Annotated in this window: 17 protein-coding genes; 8 read left to right on the forward strand and 9 right to left on the reverse strand. The window is 41.1% G+C overall.

What is annotated here, in order from left to right; translation table 11 throughout:
- Positions 1–153: 153 nt before the first annotated feature.
- Positions 154–1233, forward strand: a complete 1080-nt coding sequence (sohB, locus tag RHO15_02295; GenBank protein WVD64369.1) for a protease SohB — start codon at positions 154–156, stop codon at positions 1231–1233.
- A gap of 30 nt (positions 1234–1263) precedes the next feature.
- Here the strand turns inward: sohB and trmL are convergent, their stop codons facing one another.
- Complete coding sequence (trmL, locus tag RHO15_02300) at positions 1264–1767, reverse strand: tRNA (uridine(34)/cytosine(34)/5-carboxymethylaminomethyluridine(34)-2'-O)-methyltransferase TrmL (GenBank protein WVD64370.1); 504 nt, start codon at positions 1765–1767, stop codon at positions 1264–1266.
- A gap of 233 nt (positions 1768–2000) precedes the next feature.
- On the opposite strand from trmL, the gene RHO15_02305 reads away from it, so the two are divergent.
- From RHO15_02305 to asnB, 7 genes are all read left to right on the forward strand, one after another.
- Positions 2001–2936 carry a cation diffusion facilitator family transporter gene (locus RHO15_02305; protein ID WVD64371.1) on the forward strand — a complete coding sequence of 312 codons (936 nt, stop codon included), beginning with the start codon at positions 2001–2003 and terminating at the stop codon, positions 2934–2936.
- Between the two features lie 121 nt (positions 2937–3057).
- Positions 3058–4020: a 6-phosphofructokinase gene (pfkA, locus tag RHO15_02310; protein ID WVD64372.1), complete on the forward strand. Its 963-nt coding sequence runs from the start codon at positions 3058–3060 to the stop codon at positions 4018–4020.
- Between the two features lie 294 nt (positions 4021–4314).
- Positions 4315–4599 carry a GNAT family N-acetyltransferase gene (locus RHO15_02315; GenBank protein WVD64373.1) on the forward strand — a complete coding sequence of 95 codons (285 nt, stop codon included), beginning with the start codon at positions 4315–4317 and terminating at the stop codon, positions 4597–4599.
- A gap of 65 nt (positions 4600–4664) precedes the next feature.
- Complete coding sequence (locus RHO15_02320; protein ID WVD64374.1) at positions 4665–5249, forward strand: aminodeoxychorismate/anthranilate synthase component II; 585 nt, start codon at positions 4665–4667, stop codon at positions 5247–5249.
- 7 nt (positions 5250–5256) lie between these two features.
- A complete protein-coding gene (gene pabB / locus RHO15_02325) occupies positions 5257–6963 on the forward strand; it encodes an aminodeoxychorismate synthase component I (GenBank protein WVD64375.1) in 1707 nt (568 codons plus the stop codon).
- A 174-nt stretch (positions 6964–7137) separates the two neighbouring features.
- Positions 7138–8568: a glutamate--tRNA ligase gene (gene gltX, locus RHO15_02330; GenBank protein ID WVD64376.1), complete on the forward strand. Its 1431-nt coding sequence runs from the start codon at positions 7138–7140 to the stop codon at positions 8566–8568.
- Positions 8569–8705: 137 nt separating this feature from the next.
- Positions 8706–10382 carry an asparagine synthase B gene (gene asnB, locus RHO15_02335; GenBank protein ID WVD64377.1) on the forward strand — a complete coding sequence of 559 codons (1677 nt, stop codon included), beginning with the start codon at positions 8706–8708 and terminating at the stop codon, positions 10380–10382.
- A 95-nt stretch (positions 10383–10477) separates the two neighbouring features.
- On the opposite strand, the gene RHO15_02340 is transcribed toward asnB, so the two are convergent.
- The 8 genes from RHO15_02340 to mrdB form a co-directional block, all read right to left on the reverse strand.
- Positions 10478–11239 (reverse strand): histidine phosphatase family protein, encoded by a 762-nt coding sequence (locus RHO15_02340; protein WVD64378.1) that lies wholly within the window; start codon positions 11237–11239, stop codon positions 10478–10480.
- A gap of 20 nt (positions 11240–11259) precedes the next feature.
- Positions 11260–12597, reverse strand: a complete 1338-nt coding sequence (locus RHO15_02345) for an OprD family outer membrane porin (protein ID WVD64379.1) — start codon at positions 12595–12597, stop codon at positions 11260–11262.
- A gap of 203 nt (positions 12598–12800) precedes the next feature.
- Positions 12801–14201 carry a 6-phospho-beta-glucosidase gene (gene ascB, locus RHO15_02350; GenBank protein WVD64380.1) on the reverse strand — a complete coding sequence of 467 codons (1401 nt, stop codon included), beginning with the start codon at positions 14199–14201 and terminating at the stop codon, positions 12801–12803.
- 20 nt (positions 14202–14221) lie between these two features.
- Positions 14222–16144, reverse strand: a complete 1923-nt coding sequence (locus RHO15_02355; GenBank protein WVD64381.1) for a beta-glucoside-specific PTS transporter subunit IIABC — start codon at positions 16142–16144, stop codon at positions 14222–14224.
- A gap of 165 nt (positions 16145–16309) precedes the next feature.
- Positions 16310–17155: a PRD domain-containing protein gene (locus tag RHO15_02360; GenBank protein WVD64382.1), complete on the reverse strand. Its 846-nt coding sequence runs from the start codon at positions 17153–17155 to the stop codon at positions 16310–16312.
- A 353-nt stretch (positions 17156–17508) separates the two neighbouring features.
- Positions 17509–17772, reverse strand: a complete 264-nt coding sequence (ybeD, locus tag RHO15_02365; GenBank protein WVD64383.1) for a DUF493 family protein YbeD — start codon at positions 17770–17772, stop codon at positions 17509–17511.
- Positions 17773–17918: 146 nt separating this feature from the next.
- Complete coding sequence (locus tag RHO15_02370; GenBank protein ID WVD64384.1) at positions 17919–19127, reverse strand: serine hydrolase; 1209 nt, start codon at positions 19125–19127, stop codon at positions 17919–17921.
- 102 nt (positions 19128–19229) lie between these two features.
- Complete coding sequence (mrdB, locus tag RHO15_02375; GenBank protein WVD64385.1) at positions 19230–20336, reverse strand: peptidoglycan glycosyltransferase MrdB; 1107 nt, start codon at positions 20334–20336, stop codon at positions 19230–19232.

Here is a 20336-nt window from a genome sequence, read left to right on the forward strand (position 1 = left end):
CCCCGCAATCAAAATAGATGATTAGTATAAAGAAAACCGGATGATGAATAAAGTCATCAATCAAAACTATTCACGATAGCAACAATTACCCCATTCATCTGGTTATCTGTTATGATAGCGACAGTTTAAGTGAAGATGAGAGAAGGTTATATCATGAATTTTATTTTTGAATACGCGCTTTTTTTTGCAAAAAGTATCACGATTGTGGCGGTCATTATTATTTTATTAGTGTTTATTCTCAGTCAACGTAAGAAATCGCCGTCAGGAAGTTTAGAGATTAAAGATTTAAGTGAAAACTATGAACAAATGCAAGAGACGATGTCTGCGTTCGGCATGAGTGATGAGGAAGCAAAACAGTGGCAAAAAGCGGAGCGCAAACAGAAAAAGCTCGCCAGTAAGCAGCGAAAGAAAAAAGCCAAACAAGATAAAAAAATCAAGTCAGCCGCGGATGAACAACAAGCTGCTGTGCAAACTGAGGAATTATTTCAGCAGAGCCGCGCTAAACTGTATGTTTTATCGTTTAATGGCAGCGTTGATGCCCATGAGGTTGAGGATTTACGTCAGGAAGTGACCGCGATACTTTCAGTGATAAAACCGCAAGATAAAGTGGTGATTAAATTAGAGAGTCCTGGCGGCGTAGTACATGGCTATGGTTTAGCCGCCTCTCAATTAATGCGCTTTAGAAAACGGGATATTCCGTTTACTGCTGTGGTTGATAAAGTCGCGGCCAGTGGTGGTTATATGATGGCTTGTACGGCCAATAAAATTATTGCAGCACCATTTGCGATTATTGGTTCAATTGGCGTGGTTGCTCAGATCCCGAATTTTCATCGTCTATTAAAGAAAAATGATATTGATGTAGAACTCCAAACTGCCGGTGAGTATAAACGAACATTAACCATGTTTGGCGAAAACACCCCGGAAGGTCGTGAAAAATTTAAGCAAGAGCTGGAAGAGGTTCATCATCTGTTTAAAGACTTTGTCCAGGAGAACCGACCTAATTTAGCCATTGATGAGGTTGCCACTGGTGAACATTGGTTTGCTACGCAAGCGAAAGAGAAAGGACTGGTTGATGAGATAGGTACCAGTGATGATTTTATCTTAGAGCATCTCGATGCCTATAAAATCTTATCGGTTAAATATCGTCGCCATACCAATTTAACCGACAAAGTGACCAAACGTTTTGTACAAGGTGTCGAACGACTGTTTTTTCGTCGTCAAATGCTTAAATAAATAACGATATTTAAGCCGTTGTCATTATTATCATTTAGGTAACAGGGCGCCAGCATAACCCAGTTGGCGCCAGGCTTCATAAACTACTACCGCAACCGAGTTAGACAGATTCATACTCCGGCTATCGGCCAGCATAGGGATACGGATTTTTTGCGACATCGGCAAGTTATCTAAAATGGTCGCCGGTAGTCCGCGTGTCTCTGGGCCAAAGAGCAGATAATCATTAGTCTGATAATTGACTTCACTATGCGGTAAACGTCCCTTGGTTGTCAGTGCAAATAGCTTGATAGCCTGAGCATCCTCGCTATTGACGAGATTAAGTCTGTTTTGAGTAAGAAAATCGCTGAAATCAGCATAGCGCTTAAGATTGGCAAACTCATGATAATCGAGTCCGGCCCTTCTTAATCTTTTATCATCCAATGAAAAACCCATCGGTTCGATGATATGCAATTGAAAACCAGTATTGGCACATAAGCGAATAATATTACCGGTATTGGGCGGGATTTCAGGTTCAAAAAGTACAATATTTAACACAAGCGATTCGCCTCTCATTTATCTGACTACGTAGGATCTATTCGCGACATAGTATATACGTAAATCATCATAAATTGTATGCGATAAATGGTAATGGATGGCGTGTAATAGCCGGGAATTATTGCTGATGATGGGCAGCGTCCTGTTTATTTAAGCGTATCTATTCATGACATCGTCGTGTAATATACTGCTATGATATCGATTTGCTATTCTTGATGATGATTAACTGAGTGATGAATTACGATAAACTTGTCAGACGCGCCACACACTTTGCCGTGATTTCCGCGTCTATTTTATTATTCACTAAAATGATTGTGTGGTGGTTAACCGGTTCTATTTCTCTGTTAGCCTCCTTATTAGATTCTGGCGTAGATATTTTGGCCTCGGTCATCAATCTATTTTTAGTGCGTTACGCTTTACAACCGGCCGATCGCAACCATACCTTTGGCCATGGTAAGGCTGAATCGCTCTCGGCATTGGCCCAAAGCGGTTTTGTGATGAGCTTTGCGATTATTCTGGCTTTTAATAGCGTGAAGAGCCTATTCAATCCTAAAGCGATTAATTTTCCACTGCTGGGTATTTTGATCTCAGTCATTTCGCTAATTTTTACCGTGGGTTTGGTGGTCTATCAGCATCATGTCGTGAAAAAAACCGGTAGTCAGGCCATCAAAGCGGATATGCTGCACTATCAGTCTGATGTGATGCTCAATATTGCTGTCCTGCTTTCTCTGCTGATCAGTTGGCTCGGTTTTATCTATGCCGATGGCATTTTTGCCTTAGTGATAAGTTTGTATATTTTAGGTAGTGCGATTCATATTGGCATCAATGCAATACAATCATTGCTAGACCGGGCTTTACCGGATGAGGAGATCAGACAAATACTGCAAATTGCTTGTGAATTTCCTCAGGTTAAAGGGGTGCACGATATCCGTACCCGTCAATCAGGTAAGACTAAATTTATTCAGATTCATTTAGAACTGGCTGATGATATGCCACTTATTCAAGCGCATAGTATTGCCGATAAGGTTGAAAAGGCCCTTCAGCAAGTCTTTGTCGATGCTGATATTATTATCCATCAGGATCCGGTTTCGGTCGTTGAACATGAGATTATGGAAAAAAATGAGATAGAAACGCCTCAATTCAATCGTGATGAGATTAAGATCGAATAAATTGTGAATTTTTAGCGTAGAAAAGTTCATTGATATATAGAAAAAAGCGCAGAGTGAACGGTTGTGAGGATAATCGTAAATCTTTATAATAGTGAATGAAAATAATTTTATCGAGGCATCTATGATTAAGAAAATTGCTGTATTAACAAGTGGTGGTGATGCGCCGGGTATGAACGCTGCAATTCGAGGTGTGGTCAGATCTGCAGTAGGTGAAGGTTTGGAAGTTTATGGCGTAAGAGATGGCTATCTTGGCTTATACGAAGATAAGATTGAACGTTTAAATCGTTATAGCGTATCAGATATGATTAACCGCGGCGGTACTTTTCTCGGTTCTGCGCGTTTTCCTCAGTTTAGAGAAGAGTCTTATCGTTTAAAGGCAATTGGTAATTTAAGAAAACATGAAATTGATGCCTTAGTGGTTATCGGTGGGGATGGCTCTTACATGGGGGCTAAACGTCTAACCGAAGAGGGTTTTCCTTGTATTGGTATTCCGGGCACAATCGATAATGATGTGGCGGGCACCGATTATACGATTGGTTTTTTTACAGCATTAAATACGGTTGTTGAAGCGATTGATAGATTGCGTGATACCTCGTCTTCACACCAGCGTATTTCGGTGATTGAAGTGATGGGGCGTCATTGCGGTGATCTTACTCTTGCGGCAGCCATTGCTGGTGGTTGTGAGTTTATTGTGATCCCTGAAATTGAATTCAAACGAGAAGAGTTGATTCATGAAATCAAACAGGGTTTTGCCAAAGGTAAGAAACACGCCATCGTCGCGATTACTGAGCACATCTGTAATGTGAATGAGCTGGCTAAAGAGATTGAAAATGCTGTGCATCACGAAACGCGTGCAACCATTCTAGGTCATATTCAACGTGGCGGTAGTCCGGTACCTTATGACCGTATTTTAGCTTCACGTATGGGTGAGTATGCCGTACAGCTGCTATTACAAGGTTTTGGTGGCCGCTGTGTGGGTGTACAAAATGAGAAGATGGTTCATCATGATATTATTGATGCAATTGAAACCATGAAACGTCCGTTTAATCATGAGCTCTATAATACAGCCAAAAGACTTTATTAATAGGTTAATGATCTGTTTGTTCGATAAACCGGCTTTGTGCCGGTTTTTTATTTTCTCGATGTCAAATGAGCGTGATACATAAGCAGCAGAATGGCCGTTTTATGATGGTCTCTCATCCTAAGTTCACATTGAGAGGCTTTCTCCGTTAAGATTAAAGCCCGCCTCAGACGGTCACCTTTTTGCTGGACTTTATTTTCAAAGATAACAGGTATATAGTTTAAATAGATATTAAGGTATCAATGGCTATCTGATGATAGTGACTGTGGAATGCTTATTTTCAACAAGGAGAAAGAGATGAAATATCTAGAAGGTAACAATCGTTTTTATGTGCCGGGCCCAGATGGTAAGGATGATATTGCTGAGATAACTTACCAGTTGCAGGGGGATAATATTGCCATCATTGATCACACGTTTGTCGATGTTAATTATCGCGGTCAGGGTATTGCCGATCGTCTATTTGAGCTGGTTGTTGAAAAAATGCGCGCAGAAGGACGCAAGATCGTACCATTATGCTCTTTTGCGGTGAAACAGTTTGAACGCAAATCGCATTACCGTGATATGTTAGCCAATACCCAATAATCCACATCATACAATTAGCCCCATAAGGGCTAGTTGTCTGTTTTATATTGACGCTGACTGATTTTATGCTACTACTTATCGATAATCATGACTCTTTTACTTACAATTTAGCTGACTATTTTCGGCAACTGGGTGTGGTTGTTCATATTATCAAAAATGATGCCTTAACCTTGACTGAGATTATTCGTCTACAGCCGAGTGCGATTGTCATCTCTCCTGGACCTGGCAATCCGGATCAGGCAGGGATGACACTCGCGGTGATTGATTATTTTGCGGGTAAAGTGCCGATGTTGGGGATTTGCCTGGGACATCAGGCGATTGCGCAATATTTTGGCGCTAAAGTGATTCCAGCCACGACGCCGGTGCATGGTAAAATTGCCGCTATTAGCCACGATAATCAAACCCTATTTGCAGGGCAACCTAATCCATTAAATGTGGTTCGATACCACTCATTGATTGTCGATAATCAAACCGTACCGGCATGTTTGCAGATTTCAGCACTGACTGATGATCAGATTATTATGGCGCTGCGTCATAAAACGTTGCCGATTGAAAGTCTCCAATTCCATCCCGAAGCCATATTAACCGAAAACGGTTTAGCGTTACTCAAACAGTTTTTGATTTTTTATTCTCTTTTAAGTAATAAGTAATCCATTTATGCTGCGTTTAGATTTTTTAGGTACTGCTTTATTATTTAAACAGCCGATCAAGGTTATCCAAACTAATGATATTGATCAGGTGATAGCCTGTCTGGCTGAAGTAGAACAAGCCGTTGATAACGGTTATTACGCGGTCGGTTATATCGCTTATGAAGCCGCGCCGGCATTTAATCCTGATTATGCGGTGGCTGAGCAAAATGTGATGCCGTTAGTGTGGTTTGGGATTTATAAAGATGTCGATGATATTGATGACAATCAGTCTAATCTTTGCCCTGTCGAGTCGGGAGATTGGCAACCCAGCGTCTCGCAAGCCGCTTATCAAGCGGCAATCGCCGAGATTAAACATCAAATTGCTCAGGGTAATACCTATCAAACGAATTATACTATTCGGCTCAATGGTCGATTAGCTGATGATCCTTATACTTTTTATGCCCATCTAAAACAGGCGCAACAAGCCGATTATTGTGCTTATCTGGATATCGGTGATCAGATTATACTCAGTGCTTCACCAGAGCTTTTTTTTCATTACAAGGCCTGTAAAATCATCACAAAACCGATGAAAGGTACCTCAGCCAGAGGATTACACTTAGCTGACGATGAAGTGCAAAAAGCGCTGCTAAGTAGTGAGAAAAATCATGCCGAAAATATGATGATTGTCGATCTGTTACGCAATGATCTCAATCGTATTGCTAAAACCGGCAGTGTGCATGTCGATAAACTATTTAGCGCTGAAAAGTATCCAACTGTATGGCAAATGACTTCAACTATCTCAGCCGATATCGATCCATCGCTCGGACTATCGGCGATATTATCAGCGCTATTTCCATGTGGTTCGATAACCGGTGCCCCTAAAGAGAGCACCATGCAAATCATTCGCCGGTTAGAAGGGCAGGCGCGCGGCGTCTACTGTGGTACCATTGGCATAATTAAACCCAATAAAGAGATGATTTTTAATGTGGCGATTCGTACTTTAGTGGTTGATAAAAAAACGGCTCAAGCGCAGTATGGCGTCGGGGGCGGCATTACCTGGGATTCGACGACTGAGGATGAATATCAAGAGATCATTCATAAAGCGCAAGTGTTATATGATGTGCCATTACCCGATTGTTTGTTAGAGAGTTTACTGCTCGATGAGGGTAAATATTTTTTACTCGATCGGCATTTACAGCGTTTGGCTGATTCGGCCGCTTATTTTCGTTTTCGTTGTGATATACCAGTAGTTATTCAACAGTTAAACGATTTGGCCAATAAGTATCGGCAAGGGCAGTGGAAAGTACGCTTATTAATGGATCATTGTGGTCATCTTCAGTTAAATGCCGATGTGATAACCAGTATGTCAAACGTGCCGCTTTATGCCACATGGTCAGCTCAGGCGGTCAATAGCCGAAATCGATTTTTATATCATAAAACGACGCGCCGTGAATTTTATCCCGCAGCTTCATTAAACCATGAATATCTGTTATTTAATGAGCGTGATGAAATAACCGAATTTGTAAATGGCAATGTGGCATTGTTCATTGCCGGTCAGTGGTTAACCCCAAGCAGCAGTTGCGGACTTTTAGCTGGTACGATGCGAGCACAGTTAGTTGCGGAGCACAAACTGACCGAGGCGGTATTAACGCGAGCTGATCTGGCAAAAGCTGAGAAAATCGTCTTTATGAATAGCGTCAGAAAATGGCGTGAAGTGATTTGGCAAACAGCCTGATTTTTAGAATTTAACTCGATTAAAATTATCAAGTTAAAAGTGTATATCGAAATAATGATAGCCGGATTCACCATAACTTTTTTTGTGTCAAATTTGCGGATGTTTTTATATTGCTCAATTGGTCTATCGTGCTAGAATATTCGGTTACTGTTTTGAGGTTACTAGGATTATATCATGAAAGTGAAAACTCGTTTTGCACCCAGTCCAACCGGTTATTTGCACGTAGGTGGTGCAAGAACTGCGCTGTATTCATGGCTCTATGCTCGCCATGCGCAAGGAACTTTTGTTTTACGTATTGAAGATACCGATCTTGAGCGTTCAACGCCGGAAGCGATTGAAGCGATTATGGATGGGATGAATTGGTTGCAACTTTCATGGGATGAAGGTCCATTCTTTCAAACTAAACGGTTTGATCGTTATAATCAGGTTATCGATAACATGCTGGAAAAAGGCACTGCTTATCGCTGTTACTGCTCAAAAGAGCGGTTGGAAACGATGCGTGAAGCGCAGATGGCTCGCGGTGAAAAAACCCGTTATGACGGCCATTGTCGTTGTGATGCTGTACAAAAAGCGCATCATGCCGATGAACCGAGTGTTGTGCGGTTCGCTAACCCGCAAGAGGGTTCAGTCATTTTTAAAGATATTATTCGTGGACCCATCGAAATTGCCAATAAAGAGTTAGATGATCTGATTATTCGTCGAACCGATGGATCGCCAACCTATAATTTCTGTGTGGTTGTGGATGATTGGGATATGGAGATAACGCACGTTATTCGTGGCGAAGATCATATTAATAATACACCAAGACAGATCAATATTCTTAAAGCACTTGATGCGCCAGTTCCACAATATGGTCATGTCTCGATGATTCTGGGCGATGATGGCCAGAAATTATCTAAACGTCATGGTGCCGTGAGTGTGATGCAGTATCGTGATGATGGCTACTTGCCAGAGGCACTGTTAAACTATTTAGTCCGTCTGGGCTGGTCGCATGGTGATCAGGAGATTTTCTCGGTAGAGGAGATGATGAACTACTTTAGCCTTGAAGGCGTCAGTAAATCAGCCAGTGCATTTAACACAGAAAAATTATTATGGCTGAACCATCACTATATTAATCATGCCGGCGCCGATTATGTTGCCAGTCATCTGATGTGGCATATGAATCAGCAGGGTTATGATTTGGATAAGGGTCCCGATTTAATCACGATAGTCAAACTGTTTGCTGAGCGCTGCAAAACATTAAAAGAGATGGCTGAGAGCTGCCGTTACTGTTATGAAGATTTTGAGCAGTTTGATGAAGAGGCGGCGAAAAAACACCTACGTCCGGTTGCACGTCAACCATTAGAGCGCGTACGCGACAAGCTTGCCGCGATTGATGCGTTATCATGGAGCACTGAAAATATTCATCATGCGATTCAATCAAGTGCAGATGAACTGGAAATCGGTATGGGAAAAGTCGGTATGCCACTGCGCGTTGCCGTTACGGGTATCGGTCAGTCCCCTTCGGTAGATGCGACGGTCTTTGCCATTGGGCAAGCGCGCAGCTTAAAACGCATTGAGATGGCGCTCTCTTATATTCAAGAAAGAGAGTCAGCGGCTAATTAAGTTTGATTGATAGCGTAAATAATATTGGCTGGTTTTTTGCAGCATAAATAATTATGTTGGAATAAGACAACCAACTGAATAAATAGATAATTACCGATTGGTCGGTAGCAATAAAAGCGATTTTAACGGAGAAACCCATGTGTTCGATTCTTGGTATACTTGATATTAAATCAGATCCAGCAGCACTGCGAACCAGCGCGTTAGAACTATCCAGTTTAATGCGTCATCGTGGTCCTGATTGGTCTGGTATTTTTGCTTCTGATAAAGCAATTCTAGCGCACGAACGTTTATCTATCGTGGATGTGAATACAGGGGCTCAGCCGCTTTATAATAAAGATAAAACATTAGTTTTAGCCGTTAATGGTGAGATCTATAATCATCAAGCCATCCGTGAACAGTATAAAGATAAGTATGAGTTTCAAACTGGCTCTGACTGTGAAGTGATTTTAGCGCTTTATCAGGAAAAAGGGCTTGATTTCCTGGATGAATTACAAGGGATGTTTGCCTTCATTCTTTATGATATCAATAAAAATACTTATTTAGTTGGTCGTGATCATATTGGGATTATTCCACTTTATATGGGGCATGATGCTGAAGGTAACTTCTATGTTGCTTCAGAAATGAAAGCATTAACCCCCGTCTGTAAAACCTTAGCTGCTTTCCCTCCGGGAAGTTATTTGTCGAGTACTGATGGTCAGATTAAAACTTACTATCAACGTGACTGGATGGACTATACGAATGTGAAAGATAATCAATCTGATATCAATACACTACGCACGGCGCTTGAAGAGTCGGTGAAAAGTCATCTGATGTCTGATGTGCCTTATGGGGTATTGTTATCAGGTGGTTTAGACTCTTCAGTTATCTCAGCGATCACTAAAAAGTATGCCGGTCGCCGTGTTGAAGATCAGGAAAAATCAGAAGCCTGGTGGCCACAGCTGCACTCATTTGCCGTGGGCTTAAAAGGGGCGCCGGATTTAGTGGCGGCTCAGCAAGTGGCGAATCATTTAGGTACCGTGCATCATGAGATCAATTTTACCGTTCAGGAAGGGATTGATGCGATTCGTGATGTGATCTATTTTATCGAAACGTATGATGTTACGACGATTCGTGCTTCAACGCCGATGTATTTAATGGCGCGTAAAATTAAAGCCATGGGCATTAAAATGGTGCTTTCAGGTGAAGGGGCTGATGAGGTTTTTGGCGGTTATCTCTATTTCCATAAAGCCCCCAATGCTCAGGAATTTCATGAAGAGACCGTACGTAAGCTTGCCGCTTTACATATGTATGATTGTGCGCGTGCCAATAAAGCGATGTCAGCTTGGGGGGTTGAAGCGCGCGTGCCATTCTTGGACAAAAAATTCCTTGATACGGCGATGCGCTTAAATCCTAAAGATAAGATGTGTGGTTCGAATGGCAAGATTGAAAAACAGATTTTGCGTGAAGCCTTCGAGTCTTATCTGCCCGCCAGTGTAGTATGGCGTCAGAAAGAGCAGTTCTCTGATGGCGTGGGCTATAACTGGATCGATACCTTAAAAGAAATTGCTGCGCAAAAAGTCACTGATCAGCAATTAGAAAATGCCCGTTTCCGTTTCCCGTACAATACGCCAAGTACCAAAGAAGGGTATATGTATCGTGAAATTTTTGAAGAGTTATTCCCTTTACCGAGTGCAGCTGAAAGTGTACCGGGTGGCCCATCGGTTGCCTGTTCAACGGCTAAAGCGATTGAGTGGGATGAGGCCTTTAAAAATCTGAATGATCCGTCAGGTCGTGCCGCGGTAGGTGTGCACAACCAAGCCTATCAGAAGTCTTAATGACGAGTATTAAGATTTGAATAAAAAAAGCCGGTGATGATAACCGGCTTTTTTATTCATTCACTTTTAGACTCAGCGCATCGACTGGGTGCGGTTTATTGCTGTTTACCTTTTTCGACAAAACTCATATCGTCAAATGACTCAATTACAAATTTCCCTGCATCCGTATATCTAATTTTAGTGACGCTGGCATTTTGCAGTCCTTTGTTGGCGGGCTGGTCGAGCATATCATTGACCAGTGCAATAATCGCCATACCATGAGAGACAACTAGCACATTCCCGCCACCTTTGGCTTGCGCATCTTTGGCAATCATGGTCAGACTGTCCAGCATACGTTTTTTGACGGTCGCGTAATCTTCAGATTCACCAGAGGTATCGACGGCTTTCAATGCATTCATCATTTTATCCATACCAATTTTTCTGGCGGCAAAATCTTGCATTAATGCCTCATCGGAAGCATAGCCTAAATGCTGCGCGGCAGGTGTCCACATATTTGGATCAAGATCACCTTCAAACACACCGAAGCAGGTTTCACGTAACCCAGGTAGTTCGATAATATTGATCTGAGTGTCGCCTTTGGCTTCTAATGCCACGCGGGCAGTTTGTCTGGCTCTACCTAAGTCGCTGGCGTAAACCGCGATAAATGGGATACCTTTAAGGCCACGGCCTAGCTGCTCAGCAACGGTGATACCGTCTTTGGTTAATGGCGTATCTGACCATCCTTGTACCCGATGAGTATTATTGAACATCGTTTTACCATGGCGCGTAACATATAAAACAACATCATTAGCCAATGTGGTACTGATTGATGACAGCAGCACGATCAATATCGTCAGTGATTTAAATAATCTTTTCATCGTATTTCTTCCTCGTTATTTTATTTAAGTAGTCCAAATTTGTATTCGATAACAATCTCACCAGACAGACTTGGTGAGCGCTGGGTACGGCCATTATTGTCAAGTGTCGGCGTTTTATTGATGTTTTTATATGACCAACCAGGGCCAAACATCGCAAAGACCGACAGATTTTTTAATCGGGCGTCATTAGGTTTCCATTGGCCAAATAGATTGAGTTCACCATTATGTAATGTATTATTTTTATAATGGAACTGTCCATAGTTTACTTGAATTCCGGCAGTAAAATCATCGGTAAATCGATAATCTGTGACGGTGGTCAAAGCAATTTCACCATCACGGGTATAGTCAGAGCCTGCCGAGGTTAATGAGACAAAGGTCCCACGCATATTACGGGTCATCTCGCGTTTATAGAAACCAATCGCATTATCTTTAGGCGCCTGAGTATAGGCAATACCCAATGTTGAGCTCCATTTCTGCTCTTGCCATTTTGCATCGAAAGCGTAGTGCCAGGCGTGATGATTAAACTCCTTTCTTGACTCTGGCATGGCAAGGTAGTTGGTTAACGCATAGCTGCCGTAGAGCTGGCTGCCTAAGGTGAGTTTTTCAACCGGTTTATAGGCAAGCAGAATAATATGTCGACGCATATAGTTATCCGCTTCTCCATAAGCATATGAAGCCTTTAAATTGGCACTTGTGTACTTGAGTTCACTGGTGAAGATGTGGTCAACGACGCTATTTCTATCGATAGAGGTAAACTGGGTTTTATCGGGCGCATCACGGTTGATAGAACTAGTAACATAGCCCATATTCAAAGTTACATTGCGGTAGTTTAGAATACCGGTATAACCAAGATAACTATTTTGTGTTAAACGGTTTGAGGCAGTTAATACACCAAAATTTTTTAATATTTGCCAGCCCGCTTTGGCATCAAATAATAGATCATCATAGTGCATTTTAATTTTTACATAACGCTGGCTAAATTTATTAAAACCATGTGCATAATCTTTATTCATGCCCGGACCATCATTGTACAACAAACCTCGCGTTGAGAAGTAATCACTGGCACCAAGTTTAATCACGTTGTTATAGGTTGCATCAAAGCCAATAAAATCGGCAAAGTAACCTGATTGATAATTCAGCGTGAAACTTTGTCCCCAGGCTTGATGAACGGCCGTAGGTTGAGCTTCATCTTCTTTTAAATATTTCCAATAGTTACGGGTCGAAAGGTCGAGCTTAGTTTGACTAAAAAAAGAATTTTCAGATATTGCATCGTACCATTGATTATTTTCATTTTCTGCAGCAAAGAGTGTAAACACGGGTAGTACACCCATAAAACAAAGTGTGGTCGTTTTTTTCATTTATATTTCCCCTAAAATAAAAAAACCTAAACATCCAGAACGATCACGCTTTGAGATCTGGATATTTAGGTTTTGCCTGCCAGTCGCAGTAGCAATCCTGTAAAAAGAGGTATAACGATAATCGTTAAGTCATTACCGTCAGATTAATCAATCATTTTGCTCTATTCGTTAATTGGCTAAACTAACTCTCAGTATTGATTGTATTATGATTTTATGACTAATGTTTTACCATTAGACTCAATCACATCTTTATACCAAGAGAAACTTTTCTTCTTGATACGATTTAAACTACCAGAGCCGTCCGGATTTAAATCAACATAGATAAAACCATAACGTTTGACTATTTCTGCCTTTGAGGCGCTAATTAAATCAATCGGTCCCCAACTGGTATAGCCCATCACCGCTACGCCGTCTTCAATAGCTTGCGCAACCTGAACCAGGTGGTCATTGAGATAATTAATACGATAATCATCATTGACGGTACCGTCGGCCTCTAATGTGTCTTTGGCACCCAAGCCATTTTCGACGATAAACAGCGGTTTTTGATAACGTTCATATAACATATTGAGTAGGATACGTAATCCTTTCGGATCGATCTGCCAGCCCCACTCAGAGGCTTCTAAATAAGGATTAGGTACCATATCTAAAATGTTACCTTTCAGTTTTTCCCGATCATCGGCGGTGGCGCAGCAGCTCATGTAGTAGCTAAAAGAGATAAAGTCGACCGTATATTTTAAGGCGTCGGTATCTTCTGGGGTTATCTGTAAATCGATATGATTTTCTTTAAAAAAACGTTTCATATAGCCAGGATACGAACCTCTCACCTGCACATCGCCAAAATAGAGCCATTGTTGATTCTCAGCGATTGCTGCCAGCACATCATCTGGTTTTGGTGTTAACGGATAAGCGATGCCGCCCAGTAACATATTACCTATCTGGCTATCAGGTATAATTTCATGGCAAGCTTTCACGGCTTTCGCACTGGCGACTAACTGATGATGAATAGCCTGATAAATCGCCTGTTTATTGCTGTCACCCGGTAATCCTACTCCGGTAAAGGGTTCATGAAGAGACATATTGATTTCATTAAACGTCAGCCAATATTTCACTTTATCTTTATAACGGGTAAAGACGGTTCGAGCGTAATGTTCAAAAAAATCAATCAACTTACGGTTACCCCAGCCACCATAAGCTTCGATTAAATGATAGGGCATCTCATAATGGGATAGCGTAATGAGCGGCGTAATCTGATATTTTGCCATTTCATCGAATAATTTATCATAAAAGGTCAGACCAGCTTCATTGGGTTGCTTCTCATCGCCATGAGGAAAAATACGGCTCCAGGCAATCGAGGTACGCAGACAGCTAAAACCCATTTCAGCAAATAGGGCAACATCTTCAGGATAGCGATGATAGAAATCAATCGCACGATCTTTCATGGCCGTCATTGTGACAGCTTGTCTATCAACGACATCACCAAAGATACCATAAGGTTTTACATCTGCGCTGGAGAGTCCTTTGCCATCCTCATTGTAAGCGCCTTCAACCTGGTTTGCTGCAATAGCACCACCCCATAGAAAATTTTTAGGAAAGTGTAAATTCATCGATATTCTCCTCAACGAGATTATTGAGTCACAGTTAATAGTGGATCACCTAACTCAACCAATGTGGCATCGGTCGGTATGATGTCAATAAAGTCATCGGTATTGGTGATAATGATAGGGGTACTCACTTCAAAGCCCGCTTGTTTAATAGCCTCCAGATCAAAGCTGATTAGTTTTTGACCGCGTTTAACTTGCTGATCGGGCTCTACATGCGCGGTAAAATATTGGCCATCTAATTTGACGGTATCGATACCAATATGAATCAGTATTTCAATATTATTTTCGGTCAGTAAACCGATGGCATGCTTGGTTTTAAAGAGTGAGATAATTTTAGCATCGGCAGGGGCAACGACTTCTCCTCGCGTCGGTATGATGGCCACACCTTTACCCATTAGCTCACTGGCGAAAGTCATATCGTTCACCGCGGTTAGGGCAACCACATTGCCCTGCATGGGACTTGATAATTGAATCGTTTTTGATATTGTGGCTGGCACTGGCGTTAACGATTTTTGTGATGACAATTCAGATTGACATTGTGACTCGGTGGCTTTCGGTTTAAAGAAGATTAACGTCCCGATAAAACCGATGATTAATGCCACGATAATGCCTAATATTAATCCCCAAATTGTCATATCGAATCCGGTTGGTGGGATTGTTTGGGCAATCGTAAAGATGCTGGCTAATCCCATTGAGTAAACTGCAGTGCCATAAAAACCAACGATAGCGGCGCCAATAGCCCCAGCAATACAACCAATCACAAAAGGTCGCCGATTAGGTAGATTAACACCATAAACAGCCGGCTCAGTGATACCAAATATTCCGGTAAAAACAGATGAGAAACCGATATTACGTTGTATTTTATCTTTTGATTTAATCGCAACCGCTAGGGCGGCACCGATTTGTCCTGCCACCGTTGGAACTAACATAGGGATCATCAAATCTTTCCCTAGCATATGTGGATTAAGGTTATTGATCATCACAGGAATAAAGCTCCAATGCAGACCAAAAATAACCAGGATTTGCCAACCGCCGCCCACAATAATTCCTGCGATTATTGGGTTCATCTGGTATAACCATTGGTAACCTTGCGATAACAGATCAGATAAAAACAGTGTCACTGGACCAATCAACATGAATGTAAGCGGCACAACGATAACCAGGCAGCACATTGGCGTAACAATGTTTCGAAACGAACTATGGAAGATGCGATTAAAAAATCGTTGTAAAATTGCGATCAGCCAACTGGAAAAAATCACCGGAATAACCGAATAAGCATAACTCATAAAGCTAATAGGGATAAATATAAATGTCTCTGTCGCGGGTAATGGCTGCTGGGTGAGCGTGGCGACAGTAATCGCATTAACTTTCTCTTGTATAGAGGGGTAAACAAGCGCTGCAGCAACGGCCATAGTCAGAAAAGGATTGGCATCAAATTTCTTTGCGGCAGTATAGGCTAAAAATATCGGTAAAAAGTAGAAAAAACCATCAGCAGTTGCGTTCAGTATGCGATAGGTGCCTGATGTCATATCGAGAAGATGGAAGGCGACACATAACGCAAGTAGCCCTTTAAGTACACCTGAACCGGCCATTATACCGAGAATAGGGGTAAATATACCTGAAATGATATCAATGAATCGATTAAGCCAATTCGTCTTAGGCGAGGTTTCTCCCTCATTATGATCTTCTGGATGCTGAGTAAATTGGGCTGTTTGCATGATCGTATCAAAAACCTCAGCGACATGATTACCAATGACAACCTGAAATTGACCGCCACTTTCTACAACAGTAATAATTCCGGGTATCTTTTTTAGTTCTTCTGCATTCGCTTTATTGATATCTCGCAATTTAAAGCGTAGCCGCGTAGCACAATGAACCAGTGAGATCACATTTTTTTCACCACCAACATGATGAATAATTTGCTGTGTCAGTTCTGTATATTTCATAAAAATTCCTAAATTTAAAGCAAAAAAAACCTAAGCGACAAGCAACGATGCTTTATGCTTAGGTTTTGCCTGTTTAAAAACAGTAACAATCCAATTTATAGTGTCGAAATTATACGCGTTTTAGCTTAAAACAAAATAGTTAATTGTAAATATGTGATTATTGTCTCATTTTTTATCATTCTGATTCAGGCGTTCAATATGAATGGTGAGAAAAATTTTTTCATCTTCGGTCAATGGATGTTGATAGATTTGTGATAAATGAAGACTTATTTTTTCAGTACACAGATAAGATTGCGGATATTTCGCTTTGAATAAATCACAAAGTGCAGGATCCTCATGTGAAACAAAGCTCTGTGTTAGTACTCGCTGAGCAAAAAATTTAAGATGAGTAACAAAGCGTTGATAAAAGAGATTATCTTCATCAAACTCCATATTAAAAAAATATTTTACAATACTTAAGATTTCACGAATAATTTTAGTTACTCTTTCAATATTCGAGGTCGCGTCATTGAGCTGGGCGGTAATGAGATGAAAAGCAATAAAACCAGCTTCATCTTCTGGCAGCTTAACATTGAGTCTTTGGTTGATAATCTTTAAGGCTTGCAAGCTCACCAGATATTCTTGTGGATACAATTTTTTTATTTCCCAAATAAAACTATTGGGAATAGTGAGTCCCTGTTTGAAGCGTGAAATAGCAAAATTAATATGATCAGTTAAAGAGATATAGAGGCTATTATTTAGCTTACCAGGTAGCTGCTCTTTCGCGTAGGCAATAATTTTCTCTGCTGTTGTGACGACTTCAAGAGGAATTTCCGATAACAGATCTTTCATCACTGACGCATTATCGTCGGCACTGAGTTCGAAGCGTTTTTCTTCTAGCTGCTTATCGAATGGTTCACCGACTCTTTTTTTAAATCCGATACCACGTCCCATAATAATGACTTCTTGATTATATTGATTGAGACAAACAATGACATTATTGTTGAGAATCTTATGAATGATATTTTTCATCTGCGTTTCTTTTTAATTTTAGTTATTCACACGAACTTTGGGCTGTTAATAAACCATCGTTATTTTTCTGCGTCAACTATTTTGTAAGAATAAATCACGGTTTTGCAACCGAGTTGGCATTTTCGAAAAAAAAGATTGCTGATTAGATTAACTTGGTTGAAATGAGGTGAGTTTACAATCATATGTTTATCCCATTTTTAACTAGATTAGTCTCGCTTTAGTCAGGCATTTTTACGATGGATCGCTTTTTAAAAAGATGAGGGAAATGGGTACGTTAGACTATTTTGATCTGCTGAGTGGATAGAAAAAAACCAATCATCAAATGTGATGATTGGTTTTTATCGTGATATTAATTACAGCACCATGCGGACAATATCGATATCGCCAAGCTCTTTATATAGGGTTTCAACTTGATCAATATGGGTTGCATTAATTGTAATTGAGATCGAATGATAATTCCCTTTACTGCTTGGTTTTATCGTTGGGGTATAATCGCCAGGGGCGTGTTTTTGAACTACACCAACCACTTCATCAACCAGTTCAGGTTTTGCTTCACCCATGATTTTATAGGTAAAAGAGCAAGGAAATTCAAGTAATTCATTTAGTTTGGTTTTCATTTGTTTATCCTACCTTAGGCGGCGTATTGCGCAAATATCGCTTTGCATAAAAGAGATCTATTTATTGATCTCGATTGAATATGACAAAGCGATATTGAGTTTTATATAGTGACTATATGGGGGGCGATATCACCTAATTCAACTCATTAGAACCATTGGGTAAATTTAAGTTTAAGATAATCCAACATGCGACTAAAGAAGCCGGTTTCATCCACTTGCTCTAAGGTCAGTAGTGGTTTTTCGGCAATCACTTTATCACCCAGTTTAAATTGCAGTGTCCCCACCTCTGTACCAGCAGCAATCGGTGCTTTAAGATATTGATTAGCCAGTATATAGGTGACTTTAATCTCACCAGCCTGACCGCGCGGTATGGTGAGATACAGATCAACGGGTGAGCCTAATTTGATTTGATTACTATCACCATACCAGATTCGTTCAGACACCACAGGTTCATTGGCTTTGACGGGGGTGGCTGTTTCAAAGAAACGAAATCCCCAGGTCAGTAATTTTTTGCTCTCTTCTTCACGACCTTTAAAGGTTCGTCCACCCAGTACCACGGAAATCAAACGCGTATTGCCTTCTGTCGCTGAGGCGACCAGATTGTAACCTGCGGCATTGGTATGGCCTGTTTTCATTCCATCAACATTAAGTGAGGAGTCCCACAATAGGCCATTACGGTTCGTCTGTTTAATATTATTGAAGGTAAACTCTTTTTGTTTATAAATAACGTACTCATTTGGTAGGTTGTCATATAGCGATTTACCCAGTAATGCCATGTCACGAGCTGATGTGTATTGGCCCGGTGCATCGAGGCCATGAACCGTTTCAAAATGGGTGTTAGTCAACCCTAACTTCGTGACATAATTATTCATCAGGTTGACAAATGAGTCCTGACTTCCGGCTATATATTCAGCCATAGCGATTGAAGCATCATTACCAGATTGAATGATAATACCGCGGTTGAGATCGGCCACACTCACTTGATCACCGGGTTTTAAAAACATTAGTGAAGAACCTTTTAAAACCGGGTTACCGGTAGCCCAGGCCGCTTTACCCACTGTCACAACATCGGTATCTTTAATCCGTCCAGATTTAAGTGCTTCGCCAATCACGTAGCTGGTCATTAGTTTTGTTAGACTGGCTGGATCTCTTCTGACATCAGCATTGTATTCATTCAAGATATCGCCCGATTTTTCATCGATAAGAATATACGCTTCGGCATCCAATTTAGGTGCATCAGGAGTTGGGAACGGTAACTGAGCAAAAACCGAGCTGCTAACGCTGAGAAGTATAAAAGCACAAGAGTAACGTTGTAGAACATGACGAGAAGTCTGTGACGGAGATTTTTTTTTCATTTTTAGTCATCCAAAAACTTGATAAATAGATCATCTATTCATCTAATTAACTTAAAGCCCGTAAACTAAATGATAAATCTCATTTAGCTAATTAAATGTATCTTATATATTCTTAGAAAGCATGCGTTTATGGGTATGAATTGACATAATAATACCGAAACTTGCCATCAACGCAATTAATGATGAACCACCATAACTAATTAACGGTAATGGTACACCAACTACAGGCAATATACCACTGACCATACCGATATTAATAAAGACATAGATAAAAAAGATGAGGGTTAATCCGCCGGCCAGAATTCGGCCAAATGCGGTTTGCGCTTGAGCGGCAATAATTAAACCGCGAGAAATCAGACACAAAAACAGGGTTAACAAGACTATCGCGCCAATAAAACCAAACTCCTCAGCAATCACCGAGAAGATAAAGTCAGTGTGTCGCTCAGGCAAAAACTCTAACTGCGACTGGGTGCCCTCTAGCCAGCCTTTGCCCCAGATCCCCCCGGAACCAATGGCGGTTTTCGACTGGATAATATGGTAACCTTTACCTAGCGGATCAAGCTCAGGGTTGAATAAGGTGTTGACGCGTTCACGTTGATAATCATGCATCAAGAAAAACCACATAATCGGCACAAAGCTAGCCACTAAGATGCACGCTGTTGTAATTAAGCGCCAGCTAATTCCTGCTAAAAAGATAATAAATAGCCCTGAAGCGGCGATAAGAATGGAGGTGCCCAGATCTGGCTGCATAGCCACTAACAGGGTTGGTATCGCAATGATAATCAGGGTCAATAGGGTATTTTTGAATGAAGGTGGGCAGCCATCACGGTTGATAAAACGGGCGACCATCAGTGGTACCGCAATCTTGGCAATTTCAGAGGGCTGAAAGCGAATGAAACCGAGGTTAAGCCAACGTTGAGCCCCTTTACTTGTATGCCCCATCACGTCAACTAGTACGAGCAAGATGAGACAAACAATATATAGATAAGGTGCCCACTGTTCATAAAACCGCGGTGGAAACTGCGCCATTAGCAGCATCACAAATAAACCCAGCATGATTTGGATCGTTTTTCGTTGCATCATCGCCGGATCCTGACCACTGGCACTCCACATGATATAGGCGCTATAGGCGAGTAATATCAGTGTAAAAAGTAGAAATAGCGGGTCGATATGGATCTTTGTCCAAAACGAGACTTTTTTTTCTTTCAT

The organism is Orbaceae bacterium lpD01, assembly GCA_036251705.1.
GTDB classification, from domain to species: Bacteria; Pseudomonadota; Gammaproteobacteria; order Enterobacterales; family Orbaceae; genus Utexia; species Utexia brackfieldae.

What these genes read in the sequence shown, in the direction of transcription:
- sohB (WVD64369.1), top strand. Translation starts at nt 154, where the DNA reads ATGAATTTTATTTTTGAATACGCGCTTTTTTTTGCAAAAAGTATCACG.
- RHO15_02305 (WVD64371.1), top strand. Translation starts at nt 2,001, where the DNA reads ATGAATTACGATAAACTTGTCAGACGCGCCACACACTTTGCCGTGATT.
- pfkA (WVD64372.1), top strand. Translation starts at nt 3,058, where the DNA reads ATGATTAAGAAAATTGCTGTATTAACAAGTGGTGGTGATGCGCCGGGT.
- RHO15_02315 (WVD64373.1), top strand. Translation starts at nt 4,315, where the DNA reads ATGAAATATCTAGAAGGTAACAATCGTTTTTATGTGCCGGGCCCAGAT.
- RHO15_02320 (WVD64374.1), top strand. Translation starts at nt 4,665, where the DNA reads ATGCTACTACTTATCGATAATCATGACTCTTTTACTTACAATTTAGCT.
- pabB (WVD64375.1), top strand. Translation starts at nt 5,257, where the DNA reads ATGCTGCGTTTAGATTTTTTAGGTACTGCTTTATTATTTAAACAGCCG.
- gltX (WVD64376.1), top strand. Translation starts at nt 7,138, where the DNA reads ATGAAAGTGAAAACTCGTTTTGCACCCAGTCCAACCGGTTATTTGCAC.
- asnB (WVD64377.1), top strand. Translation starts at nt 8,706, where the DNA reads ATGTGTTCGATTCTTGGTATACTTGATATTAAATCAGATCCAGCAGCA.
- RHO15_02340 (WVD64378.1), bottom strand. Translation starts at nt 11,239, where the DNA reads ATGAAAAGATTATTTAAATCACTGACGATATTGATCGTGCTGCTGTCA.
- RHO15_02345 (WVD64379.1), bottom strand. Translation starts at nt 12,597, where the DNA reads ATGAAAAAAACGACCACACTTTGTTTTATGGGTGTACTACCCGTGTTT.
- ascB (WVD64380.1), bottom strand. Translation starts at nt 14,201, where the DNA reads ATGAATTTACACTTTCCTAAAAATTTTCTATGGGGTGGTGCTATTGCA.
- RHO15_02355 (WVD64381.1), bottom strand. Translation starts at nt 16,144, where the DNA reads ATGAAATATACAGAACTGACACAGCAAATTATTCATCATGTTGGTGGT.
- RHO15_02360 (WVD64382.1), bottom strand. Translation starts at nt 17,155, where the DNA reads ATGAAAAATATCATTCATAAGATTCTCAACAATAATGTCATTGTTTGT.
- ybeD (WVD64383.1), bottom strand. Translation starts at nt 17,772, where the DNA reads ATGAAAACCAAACTAAATGAATTACTTGAATTTCCTTGCTCTTTTACC.
- RHO15_02370 (WVD64384.1), bottom strand. Translation starts at nt 19,127, where the DNA reads ATGAAAAAAAAATCTCCGTCACAGACTTCTCGTCATGTTCTACAACGT.
- mrdB (WVD64385.1), bottom strand. Translation starts at nt 20,336, where the DNA reads ATGAAAGAAAAAAAAGTCTCGTTTTGGACAAAGATCCATATCGACCCG.